Origin of the sequence: Variovorax sp. TBS-050B, from assembly GCF_029893635.1 — a bacterium.
In the GTDB taxonomy this organism is placed as follows: Bacteria; Pseudomonadota; Gammaproteobacteria; order Burkholderiales; family Burkholderiaceae_C; genus Variovorax.
On sequence record NZ_JARXYR010000002.1, the window covers coordinates 3,065,767 to 3,081,255 of the forward strand.

Annotated in this window: 17 protein-coding genes; 9 read left to right on the forward strand and 8 right to left on the reverse strand. The window is 71.4% G+C overall.

Going from position 1 to position 15,489, the window contains the following annotated elements:
* Positions 1 to 12: 12 nt before the first annotated feature.
* The 3 genes from M2165_RS17175 (at position 13) to M2165_RS17185 (ending at position 3,587) form a co-directional block, all read left to right on the forward strand.
* A complete protein-coding gene (locus tag M2165_RS17175; RefSeq protein ID WP_280815797.1) occupies positions 13 to 414 on the forward strand; it encodes a hypothetical protein in 402 nt (133 codons plus the stop codon).
* 76 nt (positions 415 to 490) lie between these two features.
* Positions 491 to 2,596 carry a TonB-dependent receptor gene (locus M2165_RS17180; RefSeq protein ID WP_280815798.1) on the forward strand — a complete coding sequence of 702 codons (2,106 nt, stop codon included), beginning with the start codon at positions 491 to 493 and terminating at the stop codon, positions 2,594 to 2,596.
* Positions 2,597 to 2,636: 40 nt separating this feature from the next.
* Positions 2,637 to 3,587 carry an AEC family transporter gene (locus M2165_RS17185; RefSeq protein ID WP_280815799.1) on the forward strand — a complete coding sequence of 317 codons (951 nt, stop codon included), beginning with the start codon at positions 2,637 to 2,639 and terminating at the stop codon, positions 3,585 to 3,587.
* Between the two features lie 117 nt (positions 3,588 to 3,704).
* Here M2165_RS17185 and M2165_RS17190 read toward each other — a convergent pair whose 3' ends face one another.
* A complete protein-coding gene (locus tag M2165_RS17190; protein ID WP_280815800.1) occupies positions 3,705 to 4,046 on the reverse strand; it encodes a hypothetical protein in 342 nt (113 codons plus the stop codon).
* A gap of 24 nt (positions 4,047 to 4,070) precedes the next feature.
* Here M2165_RS17190 and M2165_RS17195 point away from each other — a divergent pair, with 24 nt between their 5' ends.
* Entirely contained in the window at positions 4,071 to 5,276 is a 1,206-nt protein-coding gene (locus tag M2165_RS17195; protein ID WP_280815801.1) for an OmpA family protein, read from the forward strand.
* Positions 5,277 to 5,282: 6 nt separating this feature from the next.
* Here the strand turns inward: M2165_RS17195 and pdxH are convergent, their stop codons facing one another.
* Positions 5,283 to 5,936 carry a pyridoxamine 5'-phosphate oxidase gene (gene pdxH / locus M2165_RS17200; protein ID WP_280815802.1) on the reverse strand — a complete coding sequence of 218 codons (654 nt, stop codon included), beginning with the start codon at positions 5,934 to 5,936 and terminating at the stop codon, positions 5,283 to 5,285.
* A 56-nt stretch (positions 5,937 to 5,992) separates the two neighbouring features.
* Here pdxH and M2165_RS17205 point away from each other — a divergent pair, with 56 nt between their 5' ends.
* On the forward strand, positions 5,993 to 6,586 hold the full coding sequence (locus M2165_RS17205) for an NTP transferase domain-containing protein (protein WP_280815803.1): 594 nt from the start codon (positions 5,993 to 5,995) through the stop codon (positions 6,584 to 6,586).
* Here the strand turns inward: M2165_RS17205 and M2165_RS17210 are convergent.
* Complete coding sequence (locus tag M2165_RS17210) at positions 6,573 to 7,115, reverse strand: superoxide dismutase family protein (RefSeq protein ID WP_280815804.1); 543 nt, start codon at positions 7,113 to 7,115, stop codon at positions 6,573 to 6,575. The two genes, M2165_RS17205 and M2165_RS17210, sit on opposite strands and share 14 nt — an antisense overlap.
* Positions 7,112 to 7,822, reverse strand: a complete 711-nt coding sequence (locus tag M2165_RS17215; RefSeq protein WP_280815805.1) for a gamma-glutamylcyclotransferase — start codon at positions 7,820 to 7,822, stop codon at positions 7,112 to 7,114. Before M2165_RS17215 ends, M2165_RS17210 begins: the two co-directional genes overlap by 4 nt.
* Before the next feature lie 132 nt (positions 7,823 to 7,954).
* On the opposite strand from M2165_RS17215, the gene M2165_RS17220 reads away from it, so the two are divergent.
* From M2165_RS17220 to M2165_RS17235, 4 genes are all read left to right on the forward strand, one after another.
* Positions 7,955 to 8,506, forward strand: a complete 552-nt coding sequence (locus M2165_RS17220; protein ID WP_280815806.1) for an OmpA family protein — start codon at positions 7,955 to 7,957, stop codon at positions 8,504 to 8,506.
* A gap of 150 nt (positions 8,507 to 8,656) precedes the next feature.
* The gene (gene edd / locus M2165_RS17225; protein ID WP_280815807.1) at positions 8,657 to 10,510 is read left to right on the forward strand and encodes a phosphogluconate dehydratase; all 1,854 of its coding nucleotides are present in this window, start codon (positions 8,657 to 8,659) and stop codon (positions 10,508 to 10,510) included.
* Positions 10,501 to 11,142 (forward strand): bifunctional 4-hydroxy-2-oxoglutarate aldolase/2-dehydro-3-deoxy-phosphogluconate aldolase, encoded by a 642-nt coding sequence (gene eda / locus M2165_RS17230; RefSeq protein ID WP_280815808.1) that lies wholly within the window; start codon positions 10,501 to 10,503, stop codon positions 11,140 to 11,142. The genes edd and eda overlap by 10 nt, the downstream gene beginning before the upstream one ends.
* Before the next feature lie 2 nt (positions 11,143 to 11,144).
* Positions 11,145 to 11,876, forward strand: a complete 732-nt coding sequence (locus M2165_RS17235) for a haloacid dehalogenase type II (RefSeq protein WP_280815809.1) — start codon at positions 11,145 to 11,147, stop codon at positions 11,874 to 11,876.
* Between the two features lie 31 nt (positions 11,877 to 11,907).
* Here M2165_RS17235 and gloA read toward each other — a convergent pair whose 3' ends face one another.
* From gloA to M2165_RS17255, 4 genes are all read right to left on the reverse strand, one after another.
* Positions 11,908 to 12,321 (reverse strand): lactoylglutathione lyase, encoded by a 414-nt coding sequence (gloA, locus tag M2165_RS17240; RefSeq protein ID WP_280815810.1) that lies wholly within the window; start codon positions 12,319 to 12,321, stop codon positions 11,908 to 11,910.
* Between the two features lie 35 nt (positions 12,322 to 12,356).
* A complete protein-coding gene (locus tag M2165_RS17245) occupies positions 12,357 to 13,049 on the reverse strand; it encodes a glutathione S-transferase family protein (RefSeq protein WP_280815811.1) in 693 nt (230 codons plus the stop codon).
* Positions 13,050 to 13,153: 104 nt separating this feature from the next.
* Positions 13,154 to 13,843, reverse strand: coding sequence for an ABC transporter ATP-binding protein (locus tag M2165_RS17250; RefSeq protein ID WP_280815812.1), 690 nt, complete (start codon positions 13,841 to 13,843; stop codon positions 13,154 to 13,156).
* Positions 13,840 to 15,447: an iron ABC transporter permease gene (locus M2165_RS17255; protein ID WP_280817564.1), complete on the reverse strand. Its 1,608-nt coding sequence runs from the start codon at positions 15,445 to 15,447 to the stop codon at positions 13,840 to 13,842. The genes M2165_RS17250 and M2165_RS17255 overlap by 4 nt, the downstream gene beginning before the upstream one ends.
* Between the last annotated feature and the right edge of the window lie 42 nt (positions 15,448 to 15,489).

Below are 15,489 nucleotides of genomic sequence, written 5' to 3' on the forward strand. Positions count from 1 at the left end.
CGCTTCGCTGCCGTGCAACTCGCCCGTTCCCTCGCCCAGCGCCCGGCCTTGCCGGTGCGCCTGCTCGCCGCCCTGCTGGTGGTGGCGCTGTGGTTCGCGGGCACGCTCGGGCTGATGCACCGGTCGGTCCACGTGCACGGGCTGGCGCAGGCCGCGGCCACGGTGCCTGCGGCGCACCACGGCGACGCGCATGGGCATGCGTCGCATGGCGGCATCGCCGGCCTGTTCGGCAGCCACTCCGACGCGGACTGCCGGCTCTACGACCAGCTCTCGCACGGCGCGGGCGCCCTGGGCGTGCCCATGGTGGTGCTGCCGGTGCTGCTGCCCTCGGCCACCTTCGCCTACCTGCAGGGAGAGGCGCTGGCGCGCTGGGTGGCGCTGTTCGACGCGCGCGGCCCGCCTTCCACTCGCTGAATCCCCCGTGTTCGACGGCCGCTCGCGCGAAGGCGCGGGGCGGCCGGTCGCCCCCTTGGTTCAACGAGTGTTCATCATGATTCCCCACTTCCGTCGCAACGCCATCGGCGCTGCCGTTCTTTCGCTCGCCCCGCTCGCGGGCATGGCCCAGACCCCGTCGCCCGCACCCGCGGTGCAGCCCGCCGCCGCGTCCGCGGCCTCCCTGCCCGAGATCGCGGTGACCGGCAATCCGCTCGGCGCCAGCGATCTCATCGCGCCCACCACCACGCTGTCGGGCGACCGGCTGCTGATGCGTTCCGAATCGACGCTCGGCGAAACGCTCGACAGGCTGCCCGGCGTGAGCAGCAGCTACTTCGGCCCGAACGCGAGCCGTCCGATCATCCGCGGCCTCGACGGCGACCGCATCCGCATCCTGCAGAACGGCGGCGGACTGTCCGATGTGTCATCGCTGAGCTACGACCATGCCGTGCCGGTGGATGCGCTGGTCACCGAGCGCGTGGAGGTGCTGCGCGGACCGTCGGCGCTGCAGTACGGCGGCAGCGCCGTCGGCGGCGTGGTCAACGTGATCGACAACCGCATCCCGACCGAGCCGATCGACGGCTTCGGCGGCCGCGCCGACTTCGGCTATTCGACCGGCAACAAGGAGAAGAACGGCGGCGTGCTGCTCGAAGGCGGCAACGGCCGGCTGGCGCTGCACGTCGACGCCTTCAGCCGCGATTCGAAGGACGTCTCGGTGCCGATCGACCTCGAATGCAGCAAGCCCGGCCGCCCCTGGCTCGCGCGCCGGATCTGCAACTCCGCCAACGAGGCGCACGGCGGCGCGCTCGGCGGCACGCTGTTCTTCGACCAGGGTTGGATCGGCGCCTCGGCCAGCACCTACCGCAGCAACTACGGCACGGTGGCCGAAGACGACGTGAGCATCGGCATGAAGTCCGACCGCTACGCGATCGAGGGCGAGTGGCGCCCGGGCGGCTTCTTCACGAGCATCCACGCCAAGCTGAGCCACACGGACTACCGCCACACCGAATTCGAAGGCCGCGAGCCCGGCACCACCTTCTCGAACTGGGGCAACGACCTGCGCATCGAGGCGCGCCACCGCAGGATCGGCAACCTCGAGGGCCTGATCGGCTTCAGCAGCGAGCGCAACCGCTTCGCCGCCGACGGCGAGGAGGCCTTCGCGCCGCACAGCCGCACGCGCTCGGACGCGCTGTTCCTGCACGAGGAGCTCGGCACCTCGTGGGGGCGGCTGAGCTTCGGCGCGCGCACCGAGAAGGTCCGCGTGACCTCGTTCGGCTATCCCGACGATCCGAGCGTGACGCGCTTCGCCGTGGGCGAGCGGACGTTCAACCCGCACAGCGCGGCCCTGGGCGCGCTGGTCAACCTGTCGCCGCAGTGGCAGCTGACCTCGAACCTCGCCTACACCGAGCGCGCGCCCAAGGACTACGAGCTGCTGGCCAACGGTCCGCACGTGGCGACGGGTGCGTGGGAAATCGGCGATCCGACGCTGTCGAAGGAGAAGTCGACCGGCTTCGACCTCGGCGCGCAATGGAAGTCGGGCCCCAACACCGCACGCGTCAATGCCTACGTCACGCACTTTCGCAACTACATCGGCCTGACGGCCTCGGGCCGCACGCTCGACGAGGAGGGCGAGGTCGTGACCGACCCCGAGGCGACCGACACGCTGGCCGAGTACCGCTACGGCGGCGTGCGCGCGCGCTTCACCGGCATCGAAGCCAACGGCAACCTGCGCCTGCTCGGCACCGACGGCTTCGCGCGCATGAGCGACGCGGGCACGCTCGACCTCGAATGGCGCGGCGACATCGTGCGCGCGAAGAACCTCGACACCGGCGAGCCGCTGCCGCGCATCGCACCGCTGCGCGTGGGCGCCACGCTGGCCTACGGCAACGGCCCGTGGAGCGCGCGCTTCGGCTTCGACTACAACGCCGCCCAGCGCCGCGTGCCGAGCGTCGGCGCGCGAGAGACCGATGCGTACACGCTGTGGAACGCCTCGATCGCCTACCGCATGAAGGTGCAGCGCGCCAACCTGACCTGGTATGCGCGCATCGACAACATCACGAACAAGCTCGCCTACAGCCCGACCTCGATCCTGACCACGACGGTCTATCCGGCCGCGCCGCTGCCGGGCCGCACGCTGAAGGTGGGTCTGCGCGTGACCTTCTGACCGCGCGGGCACCGGGCGGGCGCTCGGCTATCCTCGCCCGGTGAAATCCTTCGTCATCTCCTCGCTCCTGCCGGTGGTGCTGCTGATCGCGGCGGGCTACCTGGCAGGCCGGCGCCGCTGGATCGGCGGCGCGGCCGTGAAGGACCTCTCCAACCTGATCTTCCTGCTGCTCGCGCCGGCGCTGCTGTTCCGCGCGATGAGCACGGTGCGCGTGGAGGAACTGAGCCTGAAGCCGGTGGCGGCGTACTTCATCGCCTCGGGCCTGCTGTTCGCGGGCACGCTCGCGCTGCGCGGCTTCAACCGACCGGGCGCGGTGCTCGCGCTTGCCAACACCTACAGCAACACCGTGATGATCGGCATCGCGCTCGTGGGCCTGGCCTACGGCGGGCAGGACATGGTGGTGCTGCTCACGCTGATCTCGCTGCATTCGCTGGTGCTCCTGACCAGCGCCACCGTGGTGCTCGAACTGGCCGTGGCGCGCGAGCAGGCCGCGCACAGCGGCGCCGCGAAGCGCCCGATGGCGGGCACGGTGCTGCGCGCGCTGCGCAACGCGATCATCCATCCGGTGCCGATGCCGATCATCGCGGGGCTGCTGTTCGCGCAGACGGGGCTCGCGCTGCCCGAGGCCATCGACAAGCCGATCCAGCTGCTCGGCCAGGCCTTCGGGCCGGTGGCGCTGGTGATGGTGGGCATCACGGTGGCGCTGACGCCGATCGGCCGCCACTGGCGCGGCGCGCTGGTGCAGGCGCTGGTGAAGAACCTGCTGCATCCGCTGCTGGTGGCCGGCATCGGGCTGCTGCTCGGCGTGCGCGGCATTCCGCTCACCGTGATGGTGGTCGCGGCGGCCCTGCCGATCGGCGCCAACGTGTTCCTCTTCTCGCAGCGCTATCGCACCTGCGAGGACCTGGTGACCGCCAGCGTCGCGATGTCGACCGTGCTCGCGCTCGCCACGCTCACGCTCGTGATGACGCTGGTGCAGTGGCTGCCCTGAACGTCCGCCGCACATAAAAGGACGCGCTGCGCGGCGCCTATGCCATTCGGCCGGGTCGGCCGTTTGGCGGGATGGCAGGCGGCGCATGCGGTCTTACATTTCTGCGCTGATGATGAATCACCAGGCGCGGTCCTCGCCGTTTTCCGCCATGGCGTCGATCGCGATGGTGATCGCGCTGTGCGGTGCCGCCCCGCCGGCCGCAGCCCAGGCCAAGCCGTGCCGGACGCCGTGCCTTTCGGCCGACGTGCAGCCCGAGAAGCCCGCGCAGGCCGCGCCGGCGCCGAAGCCCGCGCCGCGGCCCCGGCCGCAGCAGCATCCGCCGGCCACGGCGGCGGTCGCGACGCCGCCGCCGCCAGCGCCGCCGCCGGTGGAAGTCGCGAAGAGGCCGCCGCCCTCGAAGCGCTGCACCGACATCAACATGCGCGCAGCGGTGGGTGAGCCGTTGTCGGACGAGGACATGAAGATCTTGAGGAGCCAATGCTGATGATGAAGACCCCGCATCCGATCCGGACGGCGCTGCGCGCCTTAGCGCTCGGCGCCGTGGTGCTGCTGTGCGCCGCCTGCGCGCATCGGCCCGCGCCCGGCAATGCCATGCCGTTCGAGCAGGCCGTGAACCAGGCCGTGGACGACCTGATCGTGCAGACGCAGAAGCTGCCGGCCTTCCTGGCCAAGGTGGAGTCGTCGATCAAGCAGAGCCGCATCGTGATCGATCCGCTGCTCGAAGGCTCGAGCGGCCAGCAGACCGAGGTGACGCGCGTGGCCGAACAGCGCATCGTGCAGCGCATGCAGTCGCAGTTCAGGCAGTTCGTCGTCACGCCCTTCAACAAGGACGAGATCGAGCGCGCCCAGTACGTGCTCAACGGCACGCTGGTGCGCGACAAGGACGCGACCGAGGGGCGCTATCGCCTGAACCTCGCGCTGACCGAGATCAGGAGCGGCGTGGTGGTCGCGCAGTCGGTGGCGCGCATCAGCGACGCCAGCCTCGACACGCGGCCCACGGCCTTCTTCCGCGACAGCCCGGTGAACGGCAAGGACCGCGGCGTGGAAGGCTACATCCGCACCGCCGAGACGCAGCCGGGCCAGGCGGCCGATGCCCTGTACCTCGAACGCCTGCCGACCTCGACCGTGCTGCAGGAAGCCACGGCGGCCTACGAGGCCGGCCGCATGAGCGAGGCGCTCAGCCGCTACGAGGCCGCCGCGCGCCGGCCCGACGGCCAGCAGCTGCGCATCTACAGCGGGCTCTACCTCACGCAGGCGCAGCTCGGGCGCAGCGCCGATGCGGAGAAGACCTTCGGCACGCTGGCGCGGCTCGGGCTCGAAACCAACAACCTCAGCGTGAAGTTCCTGTTCAAGCCCGGCTCGACCGACTTCATGGCCGACCCGAAGATCAGCGCCGCCTATCCGATGTGGCTGCGGCAGATCGCGCGCCAGGCGGCACAGATCGATGCCTGCGTGGTCGTCACCGGCCACACGAGCCGCACCGGCTCCGAGGCGGTGAACGAGCGCCTGTCGCTGCAGCGCGCGGTCTACGTGAAGAACCGGCTCGCGAGCGAGGCGCCGCCGCTCGCGAAGAAGCTGCGCGAATCGGGCATGGGCTTTCGCGAGAACATCGTGGGCACCGGCGCCGACGACGCGAGCGATGCGCTGGACCGCCGGGTCGAGTTCAAGGTCGCAGGCTGCGAGGCCTGAGCCGGCTCAGGGAGCGAGGCGCTCGCGCACCCATTTGCCATCCTCGAGCCGGTAGCGCAGCCGGTCGTGCAGCCGGCTCTTGCGGCCCTGCCAGAACTCCCAGCGGTCGGGCACCAGCCGGAAGCCGCCCCAGTGCGGCGGGCGCGGCGGCGAGAGCATGTGCTTCGCGGCGGCCAGCGCGGCGTTCTTCACCAGCACGTCGCGGCCGCTGATGACCTCGCTCTGCGGGCTGGCCCAGGCGCCGATGCGCGAATCGAGCGGCCGGCTCGCGAAGTAGGCGTCGCTTTCCTCCGCGCCGGCCTTCTCGACCCGGCCCTCGATGCGGACCACGCGCTCGAGCTCGACCCAGTGGAACTGCAGCGCCGCATAGGGATTGCCCGCGAGCTCGCGGCCCTTGCGGCTTTCGTAGTTGGTGTACCAGACGATGCCGCGCGCGTCGTAGCCCTTGATGAGCACGATGCGGCTCGACGGCCGCAGGTCGCCGCCCACGGTGCTGAGCGTCATCGCGTTGGGTTCGGGCACCTTCGCGTCGATGGCTTCGCCGAGCCAGCGCTCGAACTGCTTCAGCGGATCCTCCGCGCTGTGGGTCTCGTCGAGTTCGGCGCGCTCGTAGCTCTTGCGCAGCGCCGCCAGGCTTTCGTTGGTGAGGGGGGCAGTCATGGCGGCATTGTTGCGCATGTGCCGCCGCAAGCGGTGCGCGCATGGATACTCGGCGCATGGCAACGACGACGAATGCGACGGCCTCTCCGGTGGTGATCGTGCTGGCCTCGGGCCGCGGCGAGCGCTTTCTGGCGGCGGGCGGAACGGGCCCCAAGCTCCAGGCGCTGCTCGCGGGGCGGCCGATGCTCGAGCGCACGCTCGACGCGGTGCGCCAGAGCGGCCTGCCATGGCACCTCGAGGACGCCGGGCACCCGGGCATGGGCGATTCGATCGCCGCGGCGGTGCGCGCCACGCGCGATGCCGCGGGCTGGCTGATCCTGCCGGGCGACCTGCCGCTGGTGCGGCCGCAGACGCTGCGCAGCGTGGCGGATGCGCTGACGCGCCGCGATGCGGGTGTGGGTGTGGGTGCGGTGCAGCCGAACTACCGCGGCGAGCGCGGCCATCCGGTCGGATTCGCTGCCGCGAGCGGGGCGCAGCTCGCCGCGCTGCAGGGGGCCGCGGGTGCCGCGTCGGTACTGAAGGCGCTGCGCACCGCCGACGCGGTGGTCGAGCTCGCGGTGGACGACGAGGGCATCGTCACCGACGTCGACACGCCCGACGCGCTCGCGCGCGCCGAGGCGCTCTGGCAGGCGCGGATCAGCGCCGCGTGATCACCGCGCAGGCGGTGCGCGGGCCCGAGTTGCCGGCCGGCTGGGTCGTGAAGTCGTCGCGGTCGCGGTGCACCACGAGCGCGCGGCCGACCACGTTGTTGGTCGCGCCTTCGGTCAGCGAGATCGCATGGTTGTCGACGCTGAAGCGCGCCACGCCGTTGGCGTCGGCCACCAGGCTCGGCAGCTCGCCCGCATGGCTGCCGGGCGCCGCGAACTTGCCGTGCGTGCCGCCTGCGGGATTGAAGTGTCCGCCCGAGGCGTTGCCGTTGTCGCCGCAGTCGCCCTTTTCGTGGATGTGGAACCCGTGCTCGCTGCCGGGCGCGAGGCCGCGCACTTCGCCGGCCACGCGCACGCCGTGCTCCAGCGCGGTGAAGGTCACCGTGCCGCGCGTGGGGTTGGGCGAGATCGCCGCGGTGGGCGTCAGCTCGGCGGCCGCCTGCGGCTTGCCGCCCATCATGCTGCCGCAGGCCGAGAGCAGGGCGCTGGCGAGAAGGGCGGTGCCGGTGGCGATGAAAAGACGTTGGTTCATGTGTTTTCCTTGGACGATCCGGAGGAGGGCTGGGGGGAAGGGTTGTCGTTCTTTGTGTCCGCAGACCCCGGAACGTATACCGTAGCCGGCGGCGTCCCGCAATCGGCCGGGGCCTCGGACTGCGCCTGCGCCTCCTGGGCCAGCGCCACCAGCCGTGCCAGCGCGGCGTCGTGGATCGAATGCCGGCGCAGCTCGAGCAGCGTCTGGCGCGCGTAGTCGAGCGAGCTGCCGTAGCGGCCCACGGCATGCGTGAAGATGTGGCGATAGCGCTCGTCGCTGAGCTCGCCCGTGAAGTTGGGGCTGCGGCGCGAGAGCGTGAAGGCCAGCGCGCGCACCGGGCCTTCGGGCGTGTTGCAGCGCAGCCACTTGGGGTCGTAAACGCCGGTCGGCATCTCGCGCAGCCACAGCCTGCGCAGCGTTTCCAGCCCCTGGTGCGCCGGCACGCGGAACACCATGCCACGGCAGCTGCCGCCCGAGAGCAGGCCGAAGACCAGGCCGGGCGTCTGCACGCTGCCGCGGTTCACGCGGCTCCACATCTTCAGCGCGCGGTGCCAGCCGTGCACCCAGGCCGGCCGCCGCTCGGCGAAGTCGAACTCCGGCCGCCAGATCAGCGAGCCGTAGCCGAAGAGCCAGAGGTCGTCTCGGCCGCCCCAGTCGGCGATGGCCTGCGCCAGCATGGGCTGCGGGTCGCGCAGCGGACGGGGCATCGGATCCAGTCCGGGCGGGCCCGGGTCCGACACGGGGCCCGGGGGGGCGGCGCCTACAATTTCGCGATCATGGTTCACCGCACCATTATTCACCGGCCTCTTTCGCCTCTTTCCCACGGAGAACGTTCCCCCATGAGCGACCACGACCAGCAGCAGAATTTCGTACTCGGATTCCTCGTGGCCCTGATCGCGCTGGTCATCCTCTTCGTGGTCGGCATCGCGTTCTGGCACCAGGGCGCGCGCGCGGTCCCCGCCGGCGCCAGGCCCGCGGCGGCGGCGGCGCCGGCCGCGGCGCCCGCCACGACCACCAGCGTGGCCGAAGTGACCGAGACGGTCACCGTGGTGATTCCCGACGGCGCGAGCATCCGCGTCGCCGACGGGGTGGTGAACTTCTACTTCGCCACCGGCAGCGCCGACCTCGCGCCGCGTGCGGCCGAGGCGCTGGCGGCGGTCATCAAGGGCGTGGAGAGCGGCCGCCGGGCGGTGGTCTCGGGCTTCCACGACACCACGGGCGACCCGGTCCTGAACGAGCAGCTCGCGAAGCAGCGCGCCGACACCGTGCGCGACGTGCTCGTGGGCCTGGGCGTGCCGGCCTCCAAGGTGGACCTGCAGAAGCCCGCGGTCACGGCCGGCTCGGGCAACGACGCCGAGGCGCGCCGGGTCGAGGTCCGCCTGGTGGATTGATTGAGACGCGCCCGCCGCGTAAATCCGTATCGCCGGGGTGGTGGATTTCCATCGGCCTCGATGCCGTCATGTTGGTACTATTGAATGCCAGGCCGGACGTCGCCGACGCGACAGTGGCGGCATGCCGGCAGCGCGACCGAACAAATCCCCATGAGCACACACCCCACCGTCCTTGACGTCACCGATCGCATTCGCGAACGCAGCCGGGGGACGCGCAGCGCGTACCTCGAGCGCCTGCGCGAGATCCGCCAGCGAGACCGCGGCGCCGACCGCATGGGCTGCGCCAACGTCGCGCACGCGGTGGCCGGCATCCCGGCCAGCGACAAGTTCCGCGTGGTTGCCGAACGCGCACCCAACATCGGCATCGTCACCGCCTACAACGACATGCTTTCGGCCCATGCGCCGTACCAGGGCTATCCCGACATCGTCAAGCACGAGGCGCGGGGCCTCGGCGCCACCGCGCAGGTGGCCGGCGGCGTGCCCGCGATGTGCGACGGCGTCACGCAGGGCACGCCCGGCATGGAGCTGAGCCTCTTCAGCCGCGACGTGATCGCCATGGGCACCGCGGTGGCGCTCACGCACGACATGTTCGATGCGGCGCTGATGCTCGGCGTGTGCGACAAGATCGTGCCCGGCCTCCTGATCGGCGCGCTGCACTTCGGGCATCTGCCGACGGTGTTCGTGCCCGCCGGCCCGATGCCGTCGGGCCTCTCGAACGGCGAGAAGTCGAAGGTGCGCGAGCAGGCGGCCCAGGGCCTCGTCGGGCGGCAGGGCCTGCTCGAGGCCGAGATGGCGGCCTACCACACGCTCGGCACCTGCACCTTCTACGGCACCGCCAACAGCAACCAGATGCTGCTGGAGGCCATGGGCCTGCATGTGCCCGGCAGCGCCTTCATCCAGCCCGGCGAGGCGATGCGCGAGACGCTCACGCGCGAGGCGGTGCGCACGGTGCTCGGCAAGGCGGGCGGGGTCGCGCCCGACGCCGCGCCGGGCGTGGCGGCCTGGTCCTGCCCGCCGATCGGCGAGATCGTCGACGAGCGCTGCATCGTCAACGCGATGGCGGCGCTGCTCGCCACGGGCGGCTCGACCAACCACCTGATCCACTGGGTCGCCGTGGCGCGTTCGGCCGGCATCGTGATCGACTGGGACGACTTCTCGCAGCTCTCCGACATCGTGCCGCTGCTCACGCGCGTCTATCCCAACGGCAGCGCCGACGTGAACGCCTTCCAGGCCGCGGGCGGCCCGGGCTTCGTGATCGGCGAGCTGCTCGACGCGGGTCTCATGCATGCCGACGTGCTGACCGTGCGCGCCGGCGGCATCCGCGAGTTCGCAGCCATTCCCTCGCTCGAAGGCGAAGGGCGGCTCGTCTGGCATGCCGCTGCGCCCTCGAAGGACGAGAGCATCGCGCGGCCGGCCGGCAATCCCTTCAGCGCCACGGGCGGCCTCAAGCTGCTCAACGGCAACCTCGGGCGCAGCGTGATCAAGGTGTCTTCGGTGCCCGACGACCGCCACGTGATCGAAGCGCCCGCGCGCGTCTTCGACTCGCAGGCCGCGCTGCAGAAGGCCTTCACCGCGGGCGAGCTCGAGCGTGACGTGGTCTGCGTGGTGCGCTGGCAGGGCCCGCAGGCCAACGGCATGCCCGAGCTGCACAAGCTCACGCCGCCGCTGTCGGTGCTGCAGGGCAAGGGCTTCCGCGTCGCGCTGGTCACCGACGGCCGCATGAGCGGCGCCTCGGGCAAGGTGCCCGCGGCAATCCACGTCTCGCCCGAGGCCGCGGTCGGCGGCCCGCTCGCCAAGGTGCGCGACGGCGACGTGATCCGGCTCGACGCCGTGGCGGGCACGCTCCGGGTGCTGGTGCCCGACGACGAATGGGCCGAGCGCGAGACCGCGACCCTGCCCGAGGCCCAGCGCATCGCCGACGGCCACGGGCTCGGACGCGAACTGTTCGCCGGCATGCGGCGCAATGCATTGACTGCAGAAGAAGGAGCCTGCACATGGCTATGACGAACCCACTCACCGCGCTCCAAGTGATGCGCGACGCGCCGGTGATCCCGGTGATCGTGCTGCACGACGTGAAGCACGCGGTCCCGCTTGCACGCGCCCTCGTGGCCGGCGGCATCCGCATGCTCGAGGTCACGCTGCGCACGCCGCAGGCGCTCGAATGCATCGAGGCGATCGCGAAGGAGGTGCCCGAGGCCGTGGCCGGTGCCGGCACCATCCGCAGCGCGGCCGATGCGCAGGCCTCGGCGCTGGCGGGCGCGAAGTTCGGCGTGAGCCCGGGCTACACGCGCGCCGTCGGCAAGGCCTGCCACGACCTCGGCCTGCCGCTGCTGCCGGGCGTGGCAACGGGCAGCGAGATCATGACCGCACAGGAAGACGGCTACACCGAACTGAAGTTCTTCCCCGCCATGCAGGCCGGCGGCCTGCCGATGCTCAAGGCCTGGCAGGGGCCGTTCGGCGACGTCACCTTCTGCCCGACGGGCGGCATCCATGCGGGCAACGCGGCCGAGTTCCTCGCGCTGTCGAACGTGGCCTGCGTGGGCGGTTCGTGGATCGTGCCGACCGACGCGATCCGCGACGGCGACTGGGCGCAGATCGAGCAGCTGGCACGCGCCGCGAGCCAGCTGCCGCGCTGACCATGCGCGCGGCACCGTTCGATGCGAGCGACCTCCGGGTCATCGCGTTCGACGTGTTCGGCACCGTGGTCGACTGGCACAGCGGCATCAGCGCCGAGGTGGCGCAAGCCCTGCCGGGCGTCGACGGCGCGAGCTTCGCGCTCGCGTGGCGCGCCGGCTACCAGCCAGCGATGAAGGCGGTGATGGAACGCATCGCGGCGGGCGAGGGCGGCTTCACGCTGCTCGACGAACTGCACCTGAGCATGCTCGACCACGTGCTGCAGGACTTCGGTCTCAGCGACCGGCTCGACATGGCCGCGCGCCGCCACCTGAGCCGCGCCTGGCACCGCCTGCCCGCATGGCCCGACGCGGTGGAAGGGCTCACGCGGCTCAAGAGGAAGTTCACCATCTGCACGCTGTCGAACGGCAACATCGGCCTGCTGACCGAGATGGCCAAGCGCGCTGGCCTGCCCTGGGACTGCGTGCTCTCGGCCGAGGTGTTCAAGGCCTACAAGCCCGACCCGCGCACCTACCTCGGCGTGGCCGGCGTGTTCGATGCCACGCCCGGACAGGTGATGCTCGCGGCCGCGCACCACGACGACCTGGCCGCCGCGCGCGTGTGCGGCCTCAAGACCGCCTACATCGAACGCCCGTTCGAGCACGGCCGCGCACAGCCGAAGGACGTGTCGCCGAATCCCGAGAACAGCCTGCACGCGCGGGACATCGGCGAACTGGCCGATCTGCTGGGCTGCTGAGGGCCGCTGCCGCGCGTGCGCGGCACTTCTCTCAACGCAGGCCGCCGCCCGCCGCGCCCTCGTCGCGCTGGATCAGCTCGACCTTGTAGCCGTCCGGGTCCGTCACGAACGCGATCACCGTCGTGCCGCCCTTCACCGGCCCGGCCTCGCGCGTGACGTTGCCGCCCGACGCCTTGATCTTCTCGCAGGCCGCGTAGGCATCGGGCACGCCGAGTGCGATGTGGCCGTAGGCGGTGCCGAGCTCGTAGCTCTCGGTGCCCCAGTTGTAGGTGAGCTCGATCTCGGCCTGGTCCGGGTTGCCGTTGCCGTAGCCGACGAAGGCGAGGCTGTACTTGTACTCGGGGTTTTCCGAAGTGCGCAGCAGGTTCATGCCGAGCACCTTGGTGTAGAAGTCGATGGAGCGCTGGAGGTTGCCGACGCGCAGCATGGTGTGGAGAAGTCGCATCTCGTGGGGCCTGTGATCGTGGGGGAAGAAAGAACCTATTTTCGTTCCTCGGCCAGCGTCAGCAAGTGCGCCTCGTGCTTGCGCAGGAACTCGCGCAGGTGCTGCGGGTATTCGGGCACGACCGCGCCGCGCACGCTGGGCCGCTCGGCGAGTGCGCGCCGCCATGCGTTCACCTTGGGCAAGGCATCGAAGATGTGGGAATCGCTGATCTGGTCGAACAGCTCGAAGTAGCGGAAGACCGGCGCGAACACCGCATCGACGAGGCTGAAATCGGCGCCCGCGAAATAGGGGCCGGCGCCGAGCGCGGCTTCGACGCGCTCGAACTTGGCCGCGAGCGCGGCGCGCTTCTGCGCGAACACCTCGGCGTCGCGCGTGGTCTCGTAGCCCCAGAGGTCGCCGAGGATCGCGGAGCCGAATTCCATCCACGCGCGGTGCTCGGCGCGGGTGAGCGGGTCTTCGGGGTGGAGCCGCGGGCCCGGCTGCGTTTCCTCGAGGTACTCGCAGATCACGTTGCTCTCGAACAGCACGGCTTCGCTGCCGTCGGGCCGCGCCAGGCGCAGCAGCGGCACCTTGCCGAGCGGCGAGATGTCGAGGAACCATTGGGGCTTGTCCGCGAGGTCGATCACCACGCGTTCGAAGGGCACGTTCTTCTCGGCCAGCGCGATCGCGGCGCGCTGGACGTAGGGGCACAGCAGGTGGCTGACGAGGGTGAGCGATGGGGTCGGCATGGTGTCGTGGCGAAGGAATGAACAGGCGGCCGATTCTTCCGGCGCCGAACAACCTTTTCCCGAAAAGCCCATTCGCCGAACGGGCCGCTTGTGCTAGGCGCGCGTCAAACGGCGCCCCGCTCGAGCCAGTGCGTGATGCGCCCGCCGTGCATCACGCCGGTGCGGTCGGCCATCGCATGCGCTTCGGCCTCGTTGTGGGTGACGAGGATCGCGGTCTGCCCCGCGCGCTGGAGGATGCCGCGCACCTCCTGCGTCAGGCGCTCGCGCGTGCGGCCGTCGAGGTTCGAGAACGGCTCGTCGAGCAGCAGCAGCGCGGGCGAGGGCGCGAGCGCACGTGCCAGCGCGATGCGCTGCTGCTGGCCGCCCGAGAGCTCGTGCGGAAAGCGCTCGCCCGCGTCGGCCAGACCCACGAGCGCGAGCATCTCGGCCACGCGCGCCTGCTGCTCGGTGCGCGGCAGGCGCCGCAGCCCGAAGGCCACGTTGCGGCCGGCCGACAGATGCGGGAACAGCGCGTACTCCTGGAACATCATGCCCACGTGACGCTCCTCGGGCGGCAGGTGCCGTTCGGTCGAGGACAGCAGCACCTCGCCGAGCCGGATGCTGCCCGCGCGCAGCGGCTCGAAGCCCGCGATCGCGCGCAGCACCGTAGTCTTGCCGCAGCCCGAGGGGCCGAACAGGCAGGCGATCTCGCCCGCGGGCAGCGTGAGCGAGAAGTCGCTCACCACGGTGTGCAGGCGGCCGCGCGGCGTGTCGTAGCCGAGCGTGATCGCATCGATGAAGAGGGGAACGCTCATGTCTTGTCGGTCGGCGGCAGCGCCGAGGGCGTGCCGAGTTGATGGCGCGCCAGCAGCACCACGGGCAGCAGGCCCGCGGCCACGATCGCGAGCGCGGCGATCGCGCCTTCCTCGTAGGTGCCGCGTGCGGCCTCCGCGTAGAGCCAGGTGGCCAGCGTGTCGAAATTGGCGGGGCGCAGCAGCAGCGTCGCGGGCAGTTCCTTCATCGCGTCGACGAACACCAGCAGCGCGCCGGTGGCGATGGCGGGCTGCAGCAGCGGCAGGTGCACGCGCCGCAGCGTGCCGCCGGTGGTCTCGCCGAGCAGGCGCGCGGCCTGCTCGATGGCGGGCGGAATGCGCGCGAGCCCGGCCTCGATGCCGCCCACCGGCATCGCGAGAAAGCGGATCGCGCAGGCCACCACCAGCACCACGCCCGCCGCCATCAGCGGCAGGCCCTGCAGGCCGAGCAGCCCCGCGAGCGCCGCGTCGAAGGCGAGCGCCGGCGTGAGCAGGCCGATCGCCAGCACCGTGCCCGGCAGCGCATAGCCCAGCGAGGCCAGCCGCGCCTGCCAGCGTGCGCGGTTGGGATGGCTGCCCTGGCTGCGCGTGGCCCAGGCGACCACGAGGCCGGCCGCCACGGCGACCACCGTCACACCGGCCGCGAGCGTGATCGTGTTGCCGAGGCTCGCGAGCAGACCGTGCGAGATGCCGCCGCCCTGGCGCAGCCGCTTGGCGCTTTCCCAGAGCAGGTAGAGCGCCGGCGCGACGAAGCCGAGGATCACAGGCAGCGAAGCGGCCACGGTCGCGAGCCAGCCGGCGGCGCCGTGCAGCCGCCGCGGCTGCATCGCGCGCATGCGCTGTGCCGAGCCGAAGCGCTGGTGCCGGCGGCCGTTGCGTTCGAGCCAGACCAGCGCCACCACCACGACCAGCATGGCGCAGGCGATCTGGGCCGCGCCCGCGAGGTCGGAGCGCGTGATCCAGGTGGTGTAGACCGCCACCGTCAGCGTGTTCACGCCGAGGAATTCGGAGGCGCCGATGTCGTTGAGCGTTTCGAGCAGCGCCAGGCTTAGGCCCACCGCGAGCGCGGGCCGCGCGAGCGGCAGCGCCACGCGGAAGAACGCCCCCCGGCCGCTTTCACCGAGCGTGCGCGCGGCCTCCAGCAGATGCGCGGGCTGCGTCATGAACATCGCGCGCGCGGTCATGTAGACGTAGGGATACAGCACGAAGCCGAGCACGAAGATCGCGCCCGCCATCGAGCGCAGGTCGGGCAGGCGGAACTGCCGCGGACTGTCGAAGCCCAGCATCCAGCGGATCGCGCCCTGCACCGGGCCGATCGGATGCAGCAGGTCGAGGTAGGCGAAGGCGACGATGTAGGTCGGCATCGCGAGCGGCAGCAGCAGCGCCCAGTGCAGGACGCGCCGGCCCGGAAAGTCGCAGGCCGTGACCAGCCACGCGCAGCCGGTGCCGATCACCAGCACCAGCGCGCCCACGCCAGCCAGCAGCAAGGCCGTGTTGAGCGCGGCCTGCGGCAGCACGTGCGCGAACAGCGGGCCCCATTGCGCGAGCCCGGCGCCGAGCGCCAGCCAGGCGAGCACGAGCACCGGCGCAAGCACGCCGAGGGCGATCGCGAGCGAAGCAAGGCGCCAGGCCGGCCCTGCGGCTTGCAG